This window comes from Sphingomonas oryzagri, from assembly GCF_029906645.1.
GTDB classification, from domain to species: domain Bacteria; phylum Pseudomonadota; class Alphaproteobacteria; order Sphingomonadales; family Sphingomonadaceae; genus Solisphingomonas; species Solisphingomonas oryzagri.
Map to the genome: position 1 here is coordinate 2,449,493 of NZ_JARYGZ010000001.1, position 16,402 is coordinate 2,465,894.

17 protein-coding genes are annotated in these 16,402 nt (G+C 67.1%); 5 read left to right on the top strand and 12 right to left on the bottom strand.

Features of this window, described 5'->3' with window-relative positions:
• Positions 1-3: 3 nt before the first annotated feature.
• Complete coding sequence (locus tag QGN17_RS11780) at positions 4-975, bottom strand: diacylglycerol/lipid kinase family protein (protein ID WP_281044677.1); 972 nt, start codon at positions 973-975, stop codon at positions 4-6.
• A 6-nt stretch (positions 976-981) separates the two neighbouring features.
• Entirely contained in the window at positions 982-1,497 is a 516-nt protein-coding gene (locus QGN17_RS11785; RefSeq protein ID WP_281044678.1) for a DUF2141 domain-containing protein, read from the bottom strand.
• A gap of 129 nt (positions 1,498-1,626) precedes the next feature.
• Between QGN17_RS11785 and lptF the strand changes: the two genes are divergently transcribed.
• The 4 genes from lptF to QGN17_RS11805 all read left to right on the top strand — a co-directional run bounded on the left by lptF (position 1,627) and on the right by QGN17_RS11805 (position 6,188).
• A complete protein-coding gene (gene lptF / locus QGN17_RS11790) occupies positions 1,627-2,838 on the top strand; it encodes an LPS export ABC transporter permease LptF (RefSeq protein WP_281044679.1) in 1,212 nt (403 codons plus the stop codon).
• On the top strand, positions 2,835-3,959 hold the full coding sequence (gene lptG, locus QGN17_RS11795) for an LPS export ABC transporter permease LptG (protein ID WP_281044680.1): 1,125 nt from the start codon (positions 2,835-2,837) through the stop codon (positions 3,957-3,959). The genes lptF and lptG overlap by 4 nt, the downstream gene beginning before the upstream one ends.
• A gap of 215 nt (positions 3,960-4,174) precedes the next feature.
• Complete coding sequence (locus QGN17_RS11800) at positions 4,175-4,948, top strand: sterol desaturase family protein (RefSeq protein ID WP_281044681.1); 774 nt, start codon at positions 4,175-4,177, stop codon at positions 4,946-4,948.
• A gap of 70 nt (positions 4,949-5,018) precedes the next feature.
• Positions 5,019-6,188: an N-acetyltransferase gene (locus QGN17_RS11805; protein WP_281044682.1), complete on the top strand. Its 1,170-nt coding sequence runs from the start codon at positions 5,019-5,021 to the stop codon at positions 6,186-6,188.
• 54 nt (positions 6,189-6,242) lie between these two features.
• Here QGN17_RS11805 and QGN17_RS11810 read toward each other — a convergent pair whose 3' ends face one another.
• The 7 genes from QGN17_RS11810 to QGN17_RS11840 all read right to left on the bottom strand — a co-directional run bounded on the left by QGN17_RS11810 (position 6,243) and on the right by QGN17_RS11840 (position 14,287).
• The gene (locus QGN17_RS11810) at positions 6,243-8,138 is read right to left on the bottom strand and encodes a M28 family peptidase (protein WP_281044683.1); all 1,896 of its coding nucleotides are present in this window, start codon (positions 8,136-8,138) and stop codon (positions 6,243-6,245) included.
• Positions 8,139-8,143: 5 nt separating this feature from the next.
• Positions 8,144-8,917: an exodeoxyribonuclease III gene (gene xth / locus QGN17_RS11815; protein ID WP_281044684.1), complete on the bottom strand. Its 774-nt coding sequence runs from the start codon at positions 8,915-8,917 to the stop codon at positions 8,144-8,146.
• Between the two features lie 99 nt (positions 8,918-9,016).
• Positions 9,017-9,352, bottom strand: coding sequence for an iron-sulfur cluster insertion protein ErpA (gene erpA, locus QGN17_RS11820; protein ID WP_281044685.1), 336 nt, complete (start codon positions 9,350-9,352; stop codon positions 9,017-9,019).
• Between the two features lie 43 nt (positions 9,353-9,395).
• Entirely contained in the window at positions 9,396-10,160 is a 765-nt protein-coding gene (locus tag QGN17_RS11825) for a M23 family metallopeptidase (protein WP_281044686.1), read from the bottom strand.
• Between the two features lie 61 nt (positions 10,161-10,221).
• Complete coding sequence (locus tag QGN17_RS11830; RefSeq protein ID WP_281044687.1) at positions 10,222-11,109, bottom strand: ferritin-like domain-containing protein; 888 nt, start codon at positions 11,107-11,109, stop codon at positions 10,222-10,224.
• Positions 11,106-11,585 (bottom strand): thioredoxin-dependent thiol peroxidase, encoded by a 480-nt coding sequence (gene bcp / locus QGN17_RS11835; RefSeq protein WP_281044688.1) that lies wholly within the window; start codon positions 11,583-11,585, stop codon positions 11,106-11,108. Before bcp ends, QGN17_RS11830 begins: the two co-directional genes overlap by 4 nt.
• Positions 11,582-14,287: a bifunctional [glutamine synthetase] adenylyltransferase/[glutamine synthetase]-adenylyl-L-tyrosine phosphorylase gene (locus tag QGN17_RS11840; protein ID WP_281044689.1), complete on the bottom strand. Its 2,706-nt coding sequence runs from the start codon at positions 14,285-14,287 to the stop codon at positions 11,582-11,584. Before QGN17_RS11840 ends, bcp begins: the two co-directional genes overlap by 4 nt.
• 65 nt (positions 14,288-14,352) lie before the next feature.
• On the opposite strand from QGN17_RS11840, the gene QGN17_RS11845 reads away from it, so the two are divergent.
• Complete coding sequence (locus tag QGN17_RS11845) at positions 14,353-14,529, top strand: hypothetical protein (protein WP_281044690.1); 177 nt, start codon at positions 14,353-14,355, stop codon at positions 14,527-14,529.
• A gap of 53 nt (positions 14,530-14,582) precedes the next feature.
• Here QGN17_RS11845 and QGN17_RS11850 read toward each other — a convergent pair whose 3' ends face one another.
• The 3 genes from QGN17_RS11850 to QGN17_RS11860 form a co-directional block, all read right to left on the bottom strand.
• Complete coding sequence (locus tag QGN17_RS11850; RefSeq protein WP_026095152.1) at positions 14,583-15,251, bottom strand: sigma-70 family RNA polymerase sigma factor; 669 nt, start codon at positions 15,249-15,251, stop codon at positions 14,583-14,585.
• 100 nt (positions 15,252-15,351) lie between these two features.
• A complete protein-coding gene (locus QGN17_RS11855) occupies positions 15,352-15,489 on the bottom strand; it encodes a hypothetical protein (protein WP_281044691.1) in 138 nt (45 codons plus the stop codon).
• A 70-nt stretch (positions 15,490-15,559) separates the two neighbouring features.
• Positions 15,560-16,357: a response regulator gene (locus tag QGN17_RS11860; protein ID WP_281044692.1), complete on the bottom strand. Its 798-nt coding sequence runs from the start codon at positions 16,355-16,357 to the stop codon at positions 15,560-15,562.
• Positions 16,358-16,402 lie beyond the last annotated feature (45 nt).

Genomic DNA, 16,402 nt, shown 5'->3' on the forward strand with positions numbered 1-16,402 from the left:
CCCTCAGGCGGCGAGGCTCAGGAAGGGCACGGGCGCGGTCGGCGTCAGCACGATCGGGAAGCCCGCCTTCGCCTCGAACAGCTCGCCGTCGAGGATCACACTGGACCGCTCGCCCTCGATGCGGATCTCGTCGCCGCGCTCGATATGAACGCCCGGCATCGCCTTGCGACCGAGCCGCCCGAAGATGCTGGCGACCGTCGCGCCGACCAGCGATCCGGGCTTCTGCTCGACCATCATCAGCTGGAGGGCGCCAGCCTTGTCGCTCTGCGCCTGCTTCCAGCCGAGCACCAGCTTGTGCAGCGTCGTGACGATCATCACCGCGAAGGTGCCGGTCAGCACCCCCTGCTTCAGCACCGAGACCGAGACCGGCTTGGGGCTGGGCGGCAGGAAGCGCGCGCGGATGCCGAAGATCATCGTCAGCAGGATCGCCATCGCCGTCAGGAAATGGCTGACCGAATTGGGCAGGCCGAGCGGATAGATCTTGTTGCGGCAATAGAGCATCGAATCCGCAAGCCCTGCGCCGCCCAGGAACATGCCCAGCACTGGCCGGTCGTTCGCCTCGCCATGGCTGAGCGCGATCAGCTCGCGCGCCACGATGTGCGGCGCCATGTCGTCGCGGGCGATGTCGATGATCTTCTGGAGCGCCGCGAGCGGATCGCCCACCGCGCCCAGATCGAGCGCGATCAGGTTGGTCTTGCCGTTGGGCAGGACCGCGACCGGCGGCGGCGTCATCCCGAAATGCTCGCCATGATACAGTTCGGTAAGCGTCGACTGGACGGTGCCGTCGCCGCCGTTGATCACGAGGATCTTGGGACGGACACGCGCGATCGTGCGCAGCGCGTCGCCGATCTGGTCGACGCTCTCAACCTCGTAGTGGAAGACGTCGCGATGCTCGGCGCAGAAGGCGCGGACGCGCGGCAGCAGCGAGCGATTTCCCGTCGAGCGGGGATTGGACAGGAGAGCGACCCGCGCCATCGCGCCTCAGGCCACCGGGCGGAAGGATCCGCCCTGCAGATAGTTGAGCACCACCGGCACCGTCCTCACCCCGTGCGCCACATCCACCGACACCTGATCGGGCGACGGCTTGCGCTTGAACATCAGGTCGATGAGCGAAAGGTGCGGATTGCCGGACATGCCGCCGCCGTCCGACCTGTCGGTCTTGCCCGATCCGTTGACATCGTGGCGCACCGAGATCGCATAGCGGCCGGGGCCGGGCACCGGCACGCAGACATCCGCCGCGCCGGCCGTCGGCACGCGCACGTCGATGCGCTTCAGGTAGCTGCCCTTGTCGAAATAATGATCGGGATCGCCGCCATAGGACTGCACCCGGATCACGCCGGTGCGCGCCTTGAAGCCGGTGACGTGCACCAGCATCGCCGAACCGCCCGATTCGCAGACGCCGGCAAAGGGACCGATGGCGGACGCCTGCCCGGCGGCCGGCAGCGCCACCAGCGCGCCGAGCGCGAGGAGTGCCAGCGGGGACCGCTTTTTGGACATGACCTTCCATCCTCCGGAAGCTATAGGCTCGTGCGTTCAGGGGCACGGAATCGACGATCCCGGTCTCTGTCCACGGTTGCTAGATCGGTCGCAATTGCGGCCGAAAAAGGGTCATGAGGCGTCCAAACCTTGCAATTTCTGACGCGGATTGATCGATACATCGCCCGATTGATGGCGACGCCCCTCGCCTCGACGCTGATCCTGGCGGCGATGCTGCTGCTGCTCGACAAGATGCGGCGGCTGTTCGATTTCGTGATCCGCGAAGGCGGGCCGGTCGGCGTCGTGTGGAAGATGCTGGCGAACACCATCCCCGAATATATGTCGCTGGGCGTGCCGATCGGGCTGATGCTGGGCACGCTGTTCGCCTTCCGCCGGCTCGCCTTGTCGTCCGAGCTGGACGTGCTGCGCGCGCTCGGCTGGAGCTATGGGCGGCTGCTGCGCGTGCCCTACATGTACGCGGCCGGCCTCGCCTTCGTGAACCTGCTGATCGTCGGCTTCATCCAGCCTTATTCGCATTATGCCTATGAGGGGCTGCGCTACGAGCTGCGTTCGGGCGCGCTGGGCGCCTCGATCAAGGTCGGCGAGTTCACCAAGCTCGGCAAGAAGGACACGCTCCGGATCGAGAAGAGCGCCAATGGCGGCCGCGACCTCTCCGGCATCTTCGTCCATGCCGAGGGCGACCAGGGCAAGACCTACGCCGTCACCGCCGAAACCGGCAGCTTCTTCGCGACCGACGACCCCGACACGATCATCTTCCGCCTGCACAACGGCGTGCTCGTCAACAATGCGCCCAATTTCAAGACGCCGCGCGTGTTGAGCTTCACCAGCCACGATCTCCCGATCGCGCTGCCCAAGGTCGAGGACTTCCGTCGCCGCGGCGGCACCGCGAACGAGGAGCTGACCGTGCCCGAACTCGTGCGCGTCGGCCACGCCGCCAACACGCCGCTCAAGGAACGCCTGCAGAGCCGCGCCGAATTCCACTTCCGCCTGGTGGAAGTGGCGATCATGTTCCTGATGCCGCTGCTATCCGTGGCGCTGGCGGTGCCGCCCAAGCGATCCTCGTCGGCGCTGGGCGTGTTCCTGTCGATCGTGATGATCGTGACCTACCACAAGATCAATGAATACGCCTCCGCCGTGGCGGCGCTGGGCAAGATCAACCCGATCATCGCCCTGTGGGTGCCGTTCCTGCTCTTCTCGGCGCTGATCTGGTGGATGTACCATACGCTCGCCCACAAGCCGGGCGGCCAGCCGATTGGCGCGCTGGAACGCGGCTTCGAGAAGCTCGCCGCCAATTTCGGCCGCTGGTTCCGCCGTGGCCGCCGCCCAGGAGCGCGCGCATGAGGCTCGCCCCGGAATTCCAGTTCTTCCCGTCGCGCACCCTGTTCCTCTATATGGCGCGCACCTTCCTCACGCGCACCGCCGCCGTGCTGGTCGCGCTCGTCGCGATCATGCAGACGCTCGATCTGCTGGGCGAATCCGGCGACATCCTCGCCGTCGCCGGCAATGGCGAGGCGCAGCTGTGGCATTATGTCGCGCTGCGCCTGCCGCAGATCGTCGCCTTCTTCCTGCCCTTCTCGGTGCTGCTCGGCACGCTGATCACGCTGGCGTCGATGAACCAGAATTCGGAAGTCATCGCGATGAAGGCGGGCGGCGTCTCCGCCCACCAGATCCTGGCGCCGCTGATGCTGGCGAGCATCGGCATCGCCGCCCTCGCCTTCACCTTCAACGAGCGGATCGTCACGCGCGCCACCGCGACGCTCGATGCCTGGCAGGACGTCAATTACGGGCCGATCCCCAAGGGCAGCAACAGCAGCGGCAACGTGTGGGTGCGCGACGGCGACGACATCGTCCACGCGGCGCAAGTGACGGGCAAGGGAACGGCCGTGCGGCTGACCGGGGTCACCGTCTACGATCGCGACGGCGAGGAGCTGCACCGCATCTTTACCGCGCCATCGGCCGTCGCCAAGCCCGGCCCCAATGGCGGGATCGCGGGATGGACCGCGCCGAACGTCACCATGTTCGATGTCGTTTCGGGCACCGAGCTGAAGATGGCGCGCTACGATTTCGGCCAGCACATCACGCCCGACCAGTTCTCCCTGGCCGACGTGGTGGCCGAGGAGCGCTCGCTTTCCGACCTCGCGTCCGTCGTCAACGAACTGAAGATTGCCGGCCGGCCGACAGGGCCGCTGGAAACCGGCTGGTGGCACAAGATATCCGGCCCGCTCTCCTCGGTGCTGATGCCGCTGCTGGCGGGCGTCTCCGCCTTCGGCCTCGCGCGATCGGGCGCGCTCTTCCTGCGCATCGTGATCGGCATGGGGCTGGGCTTCGCCTATTTCGTGTCGGACAATTTCGCGGTCGCGATGGGCAATCTCGGCGCCTATCCGCCGTTCCTCGCGGCCTGGGCGCCCTTCCTGCTGTTCCTGCTGATCGGCGAGACGGTGCTGATCCGGACCGAGGAATAGCCTCCTTCCTTTGTAGGATTTCATCTGCCAGCATAAGCCGATGCGAGCGGTGCCGTTCCCTCCCCTTCCGCAAAGGACGGCGCTGTAGGGATGCCTTCTTTTGCACGTGACAGCTGTCAACTTTGTCAACTTCACGCCCCATTCGCGCCGCATTGCAGCGCCATGGGACGCTTGGGAGTTGGGGTCTTGGACACCGCACGAGGACGAGTAGCTCAGTGAACACCACCGCCATCCGCCGCAAGGGCTTCTGGGCGCAGTCGCACCATCTCGACCGGATGACCTTCCGCGAGCTGGTCGTCGCCTACCTGCAGTATCCGGCGATCATCCTGTATCTCGGCCTCGCCGCCGCCGGCATCGGAACCTGGTTCTACCAGCCCGCGCCGGTCGGCCGCACGCTGCTGGCGATCGCGGTGGCGGTGCTGCTCTTCCCGGTCGTGTGGTACGGCCTGCATCGCTGGGTGCTGCACTCGCGCTGGATGTGGAAGGTCAGCTGGCTCGCCGCCACCTGGAAGCGCATCCATTTCGATCATCATCAGGATCCGAACCACCTCGAGGTGCTGTTCGGCTCGCCGGGCAACGTGATCCCCACCGTGGCGATCGCGACGATCCCGGTGGGCTATGCCATCGGCGGCGTGGGCGGCGCGGCGGCGGCTTTCGCCACCGGCATGATCCAGACCTGCGTGAACGAATTCTTCCACTGCATCCAGCACCTGTCCTACCGGCCGAAGAACAAGTGGCTGGCGATGATCAAGCAGCGCCACATGGAGCATCACTTCCACGACGAGACCGGCAATTTCGGCATCACCAACTTCTGGTGGGATCATATCGGCGGCACCCATTATGCCGGCGCCTCGGCCCGCCCGAAGAGCGCGACCGTATTCAACCTCGGCTATGACGATGCGGCCGCCGACAAGCACCCGAAGGTCCGCGATCTGTCGGGCGGCGTGATCGCCACCGCCGATTTCCGCGCGCGCAACAAGAACAAGTGACGAAGAAATAACTTAAGCGCGCCCGCGCTTTCGCCTAAGGCGCGCCCATCATTTTATAAGGGGCAGGGCCATGGCGGGCGCGATCGAGATTTTTCACGTCAAGACGGTCGCGGACAAGAAGCGCTTCGTCGAAGTGCAGTTCGCGCTGAACAAGGCCGATCCGGCCTGGGTTCCGCCGCTCAAGATGGACGCGCTGGAGCTGCTGACGCCCGGCAAGAATCCGTGGTTCGAACATGGCCATATCGACCTGTTCATCGCGGTACGCGACGGCAGGGATGTGGGCCGCATCTCCGCCCATATCGATCACCTCTGGCTCGACATGCCGGCCGAACAGGGCGGCGGCCGCGACATCGGCAACTGGGGCCTGTTCGAGGCGGTGGACCAGGAGGTCGCCAACGTCCTGATCGATCACGCCGAGCAGTGGCTGCGCAAGGAAGGCATGACCAAGGCGGTCGGCCCGATCTCGATCTCGATATGGGACGAACCGGGCCTGCTGATCAAGGGCCACGATCACTCGCCCACGGTGATGATGGGTCACCACAACCCGAAGTACGAGGCGTGGATCGAGGCCGCAGGCTACGGCAAGGTGAAGGATCTCAACACCTACGAGCTGGACATCACCCAGCAGTTCCCGCCGCTGATCCAGCGCATCGTGTCGTCGGGCGAGCGCAACCCGCGCATCACCATCCGCAAGGTCGACAAGTCCAAGTTCAAGCAGGAGGCGGAGCTGATCCTCTCCATCCTGAACGATGCGTGGTCGGATAACTGGGGTTTCCTCCCGATCACCGACGCCGAGATCAACTATGTCGGCAAGAAGCTGAAGCCGATCGTCTTCAACGAGCTGATCCGCATCGCCGAGGTGGAGGGCGAGCCGGTCGCCTTCATGATGACCTGGCCCGATCTCAACGAGATGCAGAAGGACCTGAACGGCAATCTCTTCCCGTTCGGCGTCGTCAAGCTGCTGTGGCGCCTGAACGGCGGCTTCTCGGGCAAGCCCAAGGTGCGCACGATGCGCGTGCCGCTGATGGGCGTGAAGAAGAAGCTGCAGGCGACCCGCCTGGCCTCGCAGCTGGCCTTTATGATGATCGAATATATCCGCCGCGATTCGGTGGCCCTGTTCGGTGCCTCGCGCGGCGAGATCGGCTGGATCCTCGAAGACAATCAGGGGATGGTCTCGATCGCCGACGCGATCGACAGCCGCGTCAACAAGATCTACCGGATCTACGGCAAGGCGCTTTAGTCTGGTTCCGCGTCGCTGAACCGGTCCCGCACCGGCCGCGAAGCCAACATCGAACTATTTATCGAGGCTGTAGGCGGGGATCGTCGGGGCGATCGGATCGGTACGAACCTGCACCGCGATCGCCAGGGCGGCGACGAACAGCGCTCCGGCGATCAGCCACGCGCCCCGCCCCGGCGCCTCGATCCGTCCTAGCGGCCAGACGGCGACCGCCACCAGCAGCAGGAAGGCCAGCATCACCTGCGGCATCGGCCCGCCGATACCGAGGAAGGCGAGGTGCGCCAGCGGGATAAGCGGCGCCAAGACGATCGCAAGCGCCATGGCCGCGATGGCCCAGCTCCAGGGTTTGGCGAACATGGCATCGCCCCACGCGATCGGCACGGCCGCCAGCGCGAGCACCATCGCCGGCCACGCGAAGATCCACGCCGCCATCGGCGCCTTCGCCTGCATGATAACGGCGACAAGCAGGAGCAGGCCGATCCCGGCGATCCAGCCGCTCCAGCGCGGAATGCCTGCCGACGGCGCGAACCAGCCCGCGACCATGCCCGCCACGGCGGCGAAGAGGATCAACTCGTGCGATCCGCCCAAAGCCCAGCCGAGAATGGCCAGCACGACACCCGGCACGATGCCGAGCACGCGCCTGGGCCAGCGGCGCCATCCCAGCCAGCCGACCAGCGCGGCGAGGCTCGCCAGCAGCGCCTGCGCCTCCAGTCGTGGAAGGGCGGCGAGGCGGTCGTAATAATTGGGATGCGTGCTGCCCGAAACGAGGTTCAGCACCGTCAACAGCAGCAGGCCATGCGCCAGCAGCCAGATCAGCCCCAGCAGCCCCAGGCCAATGGCGGGCAGCGACAACAGCCGCGCCCTCGCGATGCCCGCGACCGCGCCGCCCAGCCCCGCCGCCGCGATCAGAAGGACGAGCCAACCGGTCCCGGCCGGATAGGCGATGATGCCGCGCCCGGCGACATCGAAGAACACCGCATCGGCCGCCTCGTCGGGCAATGCCTTGGCCGTGGCGAGCGCGGACGCGAGGTCGAGCACCTGATCGCCCATGTCCTGCAGCGAACGCGGATCGAGCCGATCGGCAGTGGCGCGCGGCGAATGATAATATTCCGGCCGGCCCATGATCGCGAAGTTGAACCCCGGCAGCCCCTTGTCGCGCGCGATCGTGAAATCGGTGCTGTTGGGCATCAGCCGATAGGCCATCACCGACATCGAGTTGGCGACCGGGTGGCGGACGTTCGCCGCCATCAGGCGGATCATGTCGCCATTGAGATCGCCCGTCTCGAACATCGTCGCGCGCCCGCCGGCGCCGCGCGCCTCCAGGTTGATCACGACGCCGACATGATCGGACAGACCATCACTCGGCCAGAAGGCGGAAGCACCCGACAGGCCGATTTCCTCGCCGTCGGTCAGCACCACGACGATGTCACGCTCGGGCGTGCCCCGCGCCTTGATCGCGCGCAGGATCTCCAGAATCGAGGCGACGCCGACACTGTCGTCCCCGCCGCCCGGCGAACCCCACACCGTGTCCATATGCGCCATCAGCGCGACGGCGGGCTTCAACCGGTCGCGACCGGGCAGGATGCCGATCAGATCGACGATCTCGCTGGCGGGGCTGGCCTTCGGGTTCCAGCCATGCAGCTTTTGAAAGTCCTTGGGGTCGATCATGTAGCGCCGCTCTTCGGTCTGCAGGCCAAGGCCGTGCAGCCGATCGGCGAGCAGTTCGCGGACACGCAGGATGTCGGCGCTGGACGCGGGATGCGGGCGCTGCGCGATCGCGCGGACATCGCCCATCGCCCGGTCCGCCGAAAATTCCGTCGGGGGCGCGGTCGCGGGCACGACGGAGGGCGGGTTCGCGGCGCGCACGCCGATCCACAGCGCGAGGACGATCGCCACCGCCAGCGCAAGGGCGCGCGACCAGCGACTCCAGCCCTGCCGGGCGCCCGGCTCCACGGCGGTCAGCGCAATTCTACCCAGGTCGGCGCATGGTCGGAGGCCTTTTCCTGCCCCCGCACCGCCTTGTCGACATTCGCATCCACCAGCCTGTCCGCCGCCTGCGGGCTGAGCAGAAGGTGATCGATGCGGAAGCCGGCATCGCGCTGCCAGGCACCGGCCTGATAATCCCAGAAGGTGTAGAGCTTCTCCGGCTCGGGATGGAGGGCGCGGATCGCATCGGTCCAACCCTGGAACAGCAATGCGCGGAAGGCGGCGCGGCTCTCGGGTTGCATCAGCGCATCGTCCTGCATCGCGCGGACGGAGAAAGTGTCGATGTCGGTCGGTATGACATTATAGTCGCCGGCCAGCACCACCGGCACTTCCTCGGCCAGCAAATCGCGCGCATGGCCGGCCAGCCGTGCCATCCAGGCGAGCTTGTAGTCGAACTTGGGGCCGGGCTGCGGATTGCCGTTGGGCAGATAGATCGACGCGATCACGACGCCGTCCACCTCCGCTTCGACATAGCGGCTCTGCACATCCTCCGGATCGCCCGGCAGGCCGATCCTGCGCTCGACCGGCTGCCTGCCGCGCGCGAGAATGGCGACGCCGTTGAAGCCCTTCTGCCCGTGCCAGATCGCGCCGTAGCCGGCGGCCTCGATCTCCCTGGCCGGAATGCGATCGCCCTCGCCCTTCAATTCCTGCAGGCAGACGACATCGGGTTGCGCCTGCTCCAGATATTCGAGCAGCCGGGGAAGGCGCGCGTTGATGCCGTTGACGTTGTAGGTGGCGATCCTCATGCCCCGGTCTTAACGAGGCCGGATCGCATCCGAAAGAGTCAGAGTCCGTTTATGAAATGCGCGGAAGAGCGCATTTCGCCGCACCGGCCAACGAGAACTTCAGATCGAGAAGCTGGATCCGCAACCGCAGCCGGACGCCGCCTGCGGGTTCTCGACCTTGAACGCCGCGCCGCCGAGCGATTCGACATAATCGACCATCGCGCCGCGCACGAGATCGAGGCTCACCGAATCCACCACGAGCGTGACGCCATCGCGGATGGCGGTAACGTCATCGTCCGACACCGCATCGGCCAGGCCGAAGACATACTGGAAACCCGCGCAGCCGCCGCCATCCACCGACAGGCGCAGCATGGCGGGCTTGCCTTGCTTGGCCGCGATCGTCGCGACGCGCGCGGCAGCGGCGGGAGAAAGATCGATGTCGGGGGCGTCGCTCATGAGGCGGAGATAGGATCGCCGGGGCGCCGGATCAATCCACCGATCAATCGGCGGCGTCAGGATCCTCGGGGCCGCCCATCGCGACGGTCTGCGCGCCCTTGATCGGGGCTGTGCGGTTCTGCAGCGCGGTCATGTAGTCGGCGGTCTGCAGGAAAGGCATGGGGTTCACGGCGCGGCCGTCGATACGGACTTCGTAATGGAGATGGCTCCCGGTCGAACGGCCGGTGGAGCCGACCAGCGCGATGAGGTCGCCGCGATGCACGCGCTGTCCGTCATGGACGAGGATCCGAGAGAGGTGGCCGTAGCGGGTCTCGAGGCCCTTGCCATGCTCGAGCTGGACGAGATTGCCGTAACCGCCGGCGCGCTCGGCGCGGCTCACGATACCGTCGGCAGTGGCATATACCGGCGTGCCGGTCGGCGCTGCCATGTCCATGCCCGGATGCATCTCGCCACCATGGCCGCTGAACGGATTGCCGCGCACGCCGAAGCCGGAGGTGTAACGGAATTCCTTCACCGGCTTCTGCGACGGCACGGCCAGCACGCCACCGGCGGGCACCGCGTCCATCTTCTTCCAGCCATCGAACAGCGAGCGGAACATCGGATCGGCCTTGGGGGCGAGGCCGGAGGTGGAAACCGCATCGAAAGCGCCGGAGGTCGCGGCAGTGGCCGCCGCCGTCACGGTGTCCGCCGCAGCGGCCGGGCTGGCGGCCATCACGCCCGCGCCGAGCAGCGCGATCGCGGAAATCTTCAGGGCAGGAAACCGAACGGCATCGGCAACGTTATCTCGACGACGGGTCCAAAAGCTCACGATACGTCCACCTTGCACGCGCCCACGGGCCGGAATCGCTTCCCGGTCGCGGATCGTTGGGTCAGCCGCTCGTGGAATTTTGCCCCTCCCGCTCACGGCGGGATGATGTCTGACCGGAAGATGTTAACGCTGCAAGAGTCCCATAATAGTCCAGCGTCAGACCGGCCTGAGCGCGCGCTGAATCGTTAAAGGGCGGCTTCACGATGTCGCGAAACTGTCGCGAAATCAGCGATTGCCAGCGTTCGGCCGGAGGTTGCCCATCGTTCGCGCAACAGAATTCAAACCATCGCGTGCCCACCGCGACATGCCGGATCTCGTCGGTGTAGATGCGCGTCAGGATGCGCGCGGAGCGCGCGTCGCCCGCCGCCTCGAAGCGGGCGACCGTCATCGGCGTGACGTCCAGCCCGCGTGCTTCCAGCGCCATCGGCACCACCGCGAGCCGCGCGGTGAGATCGTCGCGGGTCTTGCCCGCCGCTTCCCACAGGCCGGCATGGGCCGGCAGCGCGCCATAATGCGAACCGAGCGCCCTCAGCCGCCGGTCGAGCAATACGAAATGCATCGCCTCGTCCGCACCGACGCCCAGCCACCCATCGACGAACTCGCGCGGCATCGCCGCGCCGAACCGCCCCGCGCAGTCGAAGGCAAGATCGATCGCGACATATTCGATGTGCGCCAGCGCATGCAGCATGGCGAGACGCGAGCGCTCGGACCCGGCGCGTCCGCGCTTGGGCATCCGGTTGGGTGGCAGCAGTTCGGGCTGATCCGGGCGGGGCGGATCATCCGGCATGACGACATCGAAGCGATGGTCCAGCCCGCTTTGCCGCCAGCGACGCGCGACGGCTCGCGCCGCGAACGCCTTCTCGATCGGATCGGTGGTAAGCAGGACGGCGCGGCAGGCCTCCGCGATCGAGCGCGCCGCCGCCGCTCCGGCCCGTCCCGCCGCGATCACGCGCGCGCCAGCGCCTCGGCCTCGGCGAGCACCGCCCCGGCATGGCCCGGCACCTTCACCTTGCGCCAGATCTTCGCGATCCTTCCCTCGGCATCGATCAGGAAGGTGGCCCGATCGATGCCCATATATTTGCGGCCGTAGAGGCTCTTCTCGATCCACGTGCCGAACGCCTCGCACACCGACCCATCCTCATCGGACGCCAGCGCGACGGTCAGGTTGTGCTTGGCGGCGAACTTCACATGTTTGGCGGGCGGATCCTTGGACACGCCGAGCACGGCGACGCCCGCGCCGTCGAACGCCGCCTTGAGGTGCGAGAAATCCTGCGCTTCGCGCGTGCAGCCAGAGGTGTCGTCCTTCGGGTAGAAATAGAGGACGAGCGGGCGCCCGCGCATCTGCGATAGCGTGAGCGCGCCACCTTCGGGCGTGGTCAGCGTGACGTCGGGCGCCATGTCGCCGGGATTGAGCTGTGCCATCATGCCTCTCCTGCCAGGTTGCCCGCCTGCGCGACGATCGCGCCCCAGGCTTGCCGCACGCTCTGCCGCGCTGCGTCGAGCGCCGCAAGCAGTGCCGGCCAATCGGGAACGCCGCGGGCGCGCACCAGCGCATCCCGCGCGGCCGGACTCGGCTCCTGGGCATCGGGGCTGATCAACCGCAGCGTCACCAGCAAGCGCGCGAGGAGTTCGTAGGCGGGGCGCAGTGTATCCGGCAGCAGGCCCGCTTCGCAGAGGCGCCCGATCGCCACGCGCAGGCGCGGATCGAAGCCGGTGCGGTGAACAAGCTGGGTGACGTGGATCACGAACTCCAGATCGACCAGCCCGCCGTCCATCAGCTTGACGTCGAGCGGCCCCGCCGGCGGTTTGTGGCGCGCCATGTCGCCGCGCATCTTCACGGCGTCGGCGAGAAGCGACGCTTCGTCGCGCTCCCGGCCAAGCGTTCCGTCGATGATCGACTGGAGCGCCGTCCGCGCCTCCCCCGATCCGTAGACGGGGCGCGCGCGGGCGAGCGCCATATGCTCCCACGTCCAGGCGCCCTCGCGCTGGTAGCGGGCGAAACTGTCGAGGCTGACCGCGAGCAGCCCCTGCGTGCCCGATGGGCGCAGCCGCGTGTCCACCTCGTAGAGCGGCCCGGCGGCGGTCGGCACCGAGAGCGCGGCGGTGACGCGCTGGGCGAGGCGATTGAAATACTGGGTCGCGCCGAGCGGCTTCGGTCCGTCCGATTCGGCGAGATGATCGCCGGTGAAGAGATAGACGAGATCGAGGTCGGAGGCATGGGTCAGCGCCGCCCCGCCGAAGCGGCCGAGCGCGAGGATCAGCAGCTCGCCGCCGGGGATGCGGCCATGCGCCCTCTCGAACTCCGCCACCGTCGCGTCCGTCAGCGCGACCAGCGCGCCTTCCGCGATCCGCGAATAGCCCGCCGCCACCTCCAGCGGATCGGACACCGCCGAGACGATCTGCACCCCCTCGGCAAAACGCAGCTCGTTGACGTCGCGCCGCACCCGATCGAGCAGCGCCTGATAATCCTCGCCACCGGCTCCGGCGAAGCGGCGGGTCAGCGTCCCGACATCCGGTGGCGATGCCAATGCGCTGGCGTCGATCAGGCCGTCGATCAGTTCGGGGCGGCGGCCGAGCATCTCGGCGAGCGTCGGGGCGAGGCTCAGCACGTCGCCGACGAGGTGGGCGAGCTGCGGCCGCGCCTCCAGCAGGCGGAACAGGTTGATCGCGCTGGGCAGGCGCGAAAGCATCGCATCGAAGCGGTTGAGCGCGGTCGCCGGATCGGGCGCGCGGCCGAGCGCTGCCACGAGTGGCGGCAGCACCGCCTCCAGCGCCTGCTGCGCGGCGGGCGAACGCAGCGCCCGGATACCGCCGCCGCGCCACCCGGCGATGCGCTGCGCCGCCGTCCCCGCATCGGTGAAGCCGGCCGCCGCGAGCGCCAGTTCGAGCGGCTCGTCCTCGCGCGGCAAGGCGCCGTCCTCAGGCGGATCGAGGCTGTCGTAAAGCGCGCCCACCCGTTCGACATGCGGGCGCAGCGCATCGAGCAACGCCGCGCCGTCCTCGCGCGCATCGAGACGCGCCACGTTGTCCAGCGCTGCGGAGTCACGCGGCAGACTGTGGGTCTGCTGATCCTCGACCATCTGGAGGCGATGCTCGACCGTTCGATAGAGGCGATACGCCTCTGACAATGCGGCAACATCGTCCGCGCCGACCAGCCCCGCCGCGCCGAGCGCTGCGAGCGCATCCAGCGTCGCGGGGGCGCGGAGCGACGGATCGCGGCCGCCATGGATCAACTGGTGGATCTGCGCGAAGAATTCGACCTCGCGGATGCCACCCCGCCCGCGCTTGAGATCATAACCGGGGCCGAAGCGCTGGCCGGCCTCATAATGGTTGCGGATGCGCCGGGTGAGCGCGCGGATTTCGCCGAGCGCGCCGAAATCGAGCGAACGGCGCCACACGAACGGGCGGATCGCGGAGAGGAATTCCTGTCCCAGCGCGATGTCGCCCGCCGCCGACCGCGCCCGAATGAAGGCGGCGCGCTCCCAAGGCAGCGCGCTCGATTCGTAATAGCTGATCGCCGCCGATACCGGGATGGCGAGCGGCGTCGCTTCCGGAGAGGGGCGGAGGCGCAGATCGATACGGAAGACGTAGCCGTCGCCCGTTCCCTGCATGATTTCCACCACGCGCCGCGCAATGCGCACGGCCGCCTCCACCGGCTCCTCGCTGGCGCGGCGCGGCAGCGTTGCGGGATCGAAGAGCAGGATCGGATCGATGTCCGACGAATAATTGAGCTCGCCGCTGCCATGCTTGCCAAGTGCGAGTGCTACAAAACCGCGCGGTTCCGCATCCGGTGTTCGCTCGCGGATCGCCGCCTCGATCGCACGATCCAGCGCGCGGTCGGCGAAACGGCTGAGGTGGCCGGTCACCTCCTCCAGCGTCAGTGCGCCGGCAAGATCGCCGACCGCCAGCGCCAGCGCCAAGCGCCTCTTTTCCCTGCGCAATCGTGACGCGACCGGATCGCCGGAGGCATCCGAAAACCCGCACAGATCGAGCGCTCTGGTGCAATCGCCCTGTTCCAGCGCGGCCGCGACATCCGGCTCGCGCCCGGCGAGGCGGCGCAGATAGGGCGCATGGGCCAGCGCCCGCTCCAGCGCCGATCGCACCTGTGTGGCATTCGCGCCGCTCATGCCTGCGGGTTGCCGATCAACTTGATCCAACGCAACCCCCGGAACAGTCCGGCGTTGTTGACTTCATGGTCACGCAGGGCTGGAAATCGATGACAGAGACGGAACGTCGTTCGGGCGGCCGGATACGCATCGTGTCCGATCCGATCGAGCATCAAGGCGTGCGCAATGCGCTGCGCGACAGCTTCGATTGCGGCAAGGATATGCCTGCGGAGTTCGAGCAGCTGCTGAACAAGATCCGGTAAATCGCATCGCGCGCGTTGAAACCCGCCCCGGCACTGGCCGGAGCGGGGTTTCGTCACTTGTGCTCCAGCGCGTCCTTCGACAGGTCGTCCACCTGATCCATGATCGTCTGCAGCGCGGTGGTGTTCGGATCGGTCTCGTGCGTACGGCGCGACGGCAGCTTGCCTTCGTTCAGCAGTGCTTCCAGCGCGACGCGACCACGCGCGACACGGCTCTTGATCGTACCGACCGCGCAGCCGCAGATCTCGGCCGCTTCCTCATAGGCGAAGCCGCCCGCGCCGACCAGGATCAGCGCCTCGCGCTGCGGCTGCGGCAAATGGAGCAACGCGCGCTGCATGTCGCCCAGCTCGACGTGGCGATCCTGCGACGCCGGCGCCGCCAGCAGCTTGGACGCCGTGATCTCGTCCCACTCGCCCTTGAAGCGCGCGCGGCGCATCTGGCTGAGGAACAGGTTGCGCAGGATGATGAAGGTCCAGGCGCGCATGTTGGTGCCGGCCTGGAAGCGCTGGCGCGCCGCCCAGGCCTTCAGCAGCGTTTCCTGCACCAGATCGTCGGCGAGGTCGCGATTGCCCGAAAGCGAACGGCCGAAGGCGCGCAGGTGCGGAATGACCTGCGCCAGCTGTTCCTTGAATTCGTTGTCGGGCAATGGCGTATGGACGGGGGTTTCCACCGTCTCTGCGCCGTCGTCCTCATCCTCCGCGCGGGGCGGACCGTCATTCGTCATCGCTGCCCCAAGCTCCGTGCCACTGCCAACAGTGTCGTCCTCTTCCGAGACATAGGGCGCCCGATCGGCAGGCGCCACCCTTGCATTGTAATATTCCATATTATCGATTGATAATCAGGAGGATGGATAGGATCACAACGATCGCAACAAGTGAGACAGCCAGCACGTAGCGCATCGCGCCGACCTTCTTGCCGGCGCTTGCTTCCGTTTCCGAAAGGTGCGGTTCGCCCTGTGCCATCGGCCCTCTCCCGATCGTTACGTCATGCCAACGTCGAGCGAGGGCCAGAGGTTCCTTCGTGCGGTTCCGATCAGGCGGGAACCGTCGTGCTGTCGAAGAACAAAGCCTGCGCAATCGCCGCCTTCACGGTCGAGCGCTGGAACGGCTTGGTGATCAGGAAGGTCGGCTCCGGCCGCTCGCCGGTCAGCAGGCGCTCGGGAAAGGCGGTGATGAAGATCACCGGCACCTCGAACTGGGCGAGGATGTCCTTCACCGCATCGATGCCGGAGCTGTCATCGGCGAGCTGGATGTCGGCCAGCACAAGGCCTGGACGACGCGCCATCGCCTGCGCCACCGCCTCGTCGCGGGTCACCGCCACACCGGTCACGCCATGGCCCAGATCGCGCACGATCGTCTCGAGATCCATCGCGATGATCGGCTCGTCCTCGATGATCAACACCTCGGCATGGGTCTGCCGCTCGATCTCGGCGAGCGCCTCACCGACCAGCGCCTCGACCTCGGGCGCGTCGACGCCGATCAGATAGGCCGCGTCCTCGTTGGTGAAGCCCTCCATCGCGGTCAGCAGCAGCGCCTGGCGTGAGCGTGGCGTGATCCGCGCGAGGCGTGCCTGGGCGATCACTTCCGGCTGGGTACCGTCCTGCCCGCCATCGACGCCGGTCTCGACATTGGCCGAGCCCCAGATGGCCTGGAAGGTCTTGTAGAGGCCGAGCCGCGGATCGACGTCGCGCGGGAAATCCTCCGGCGCGGCGACGATCGCCTCCAGCGTGGCGCGGACATAAGCGTCGCCCTGCTTCTGGGTTCCGGTAAGCGCGCGGGCGTAGCGGCGGACGAACGGCAGATGCGGCGCCAATTCCTGACCAAGCGACATGATCGTTTCAAACTCCTGTGTGCAGCCCATATTGGCCCGAGGCAG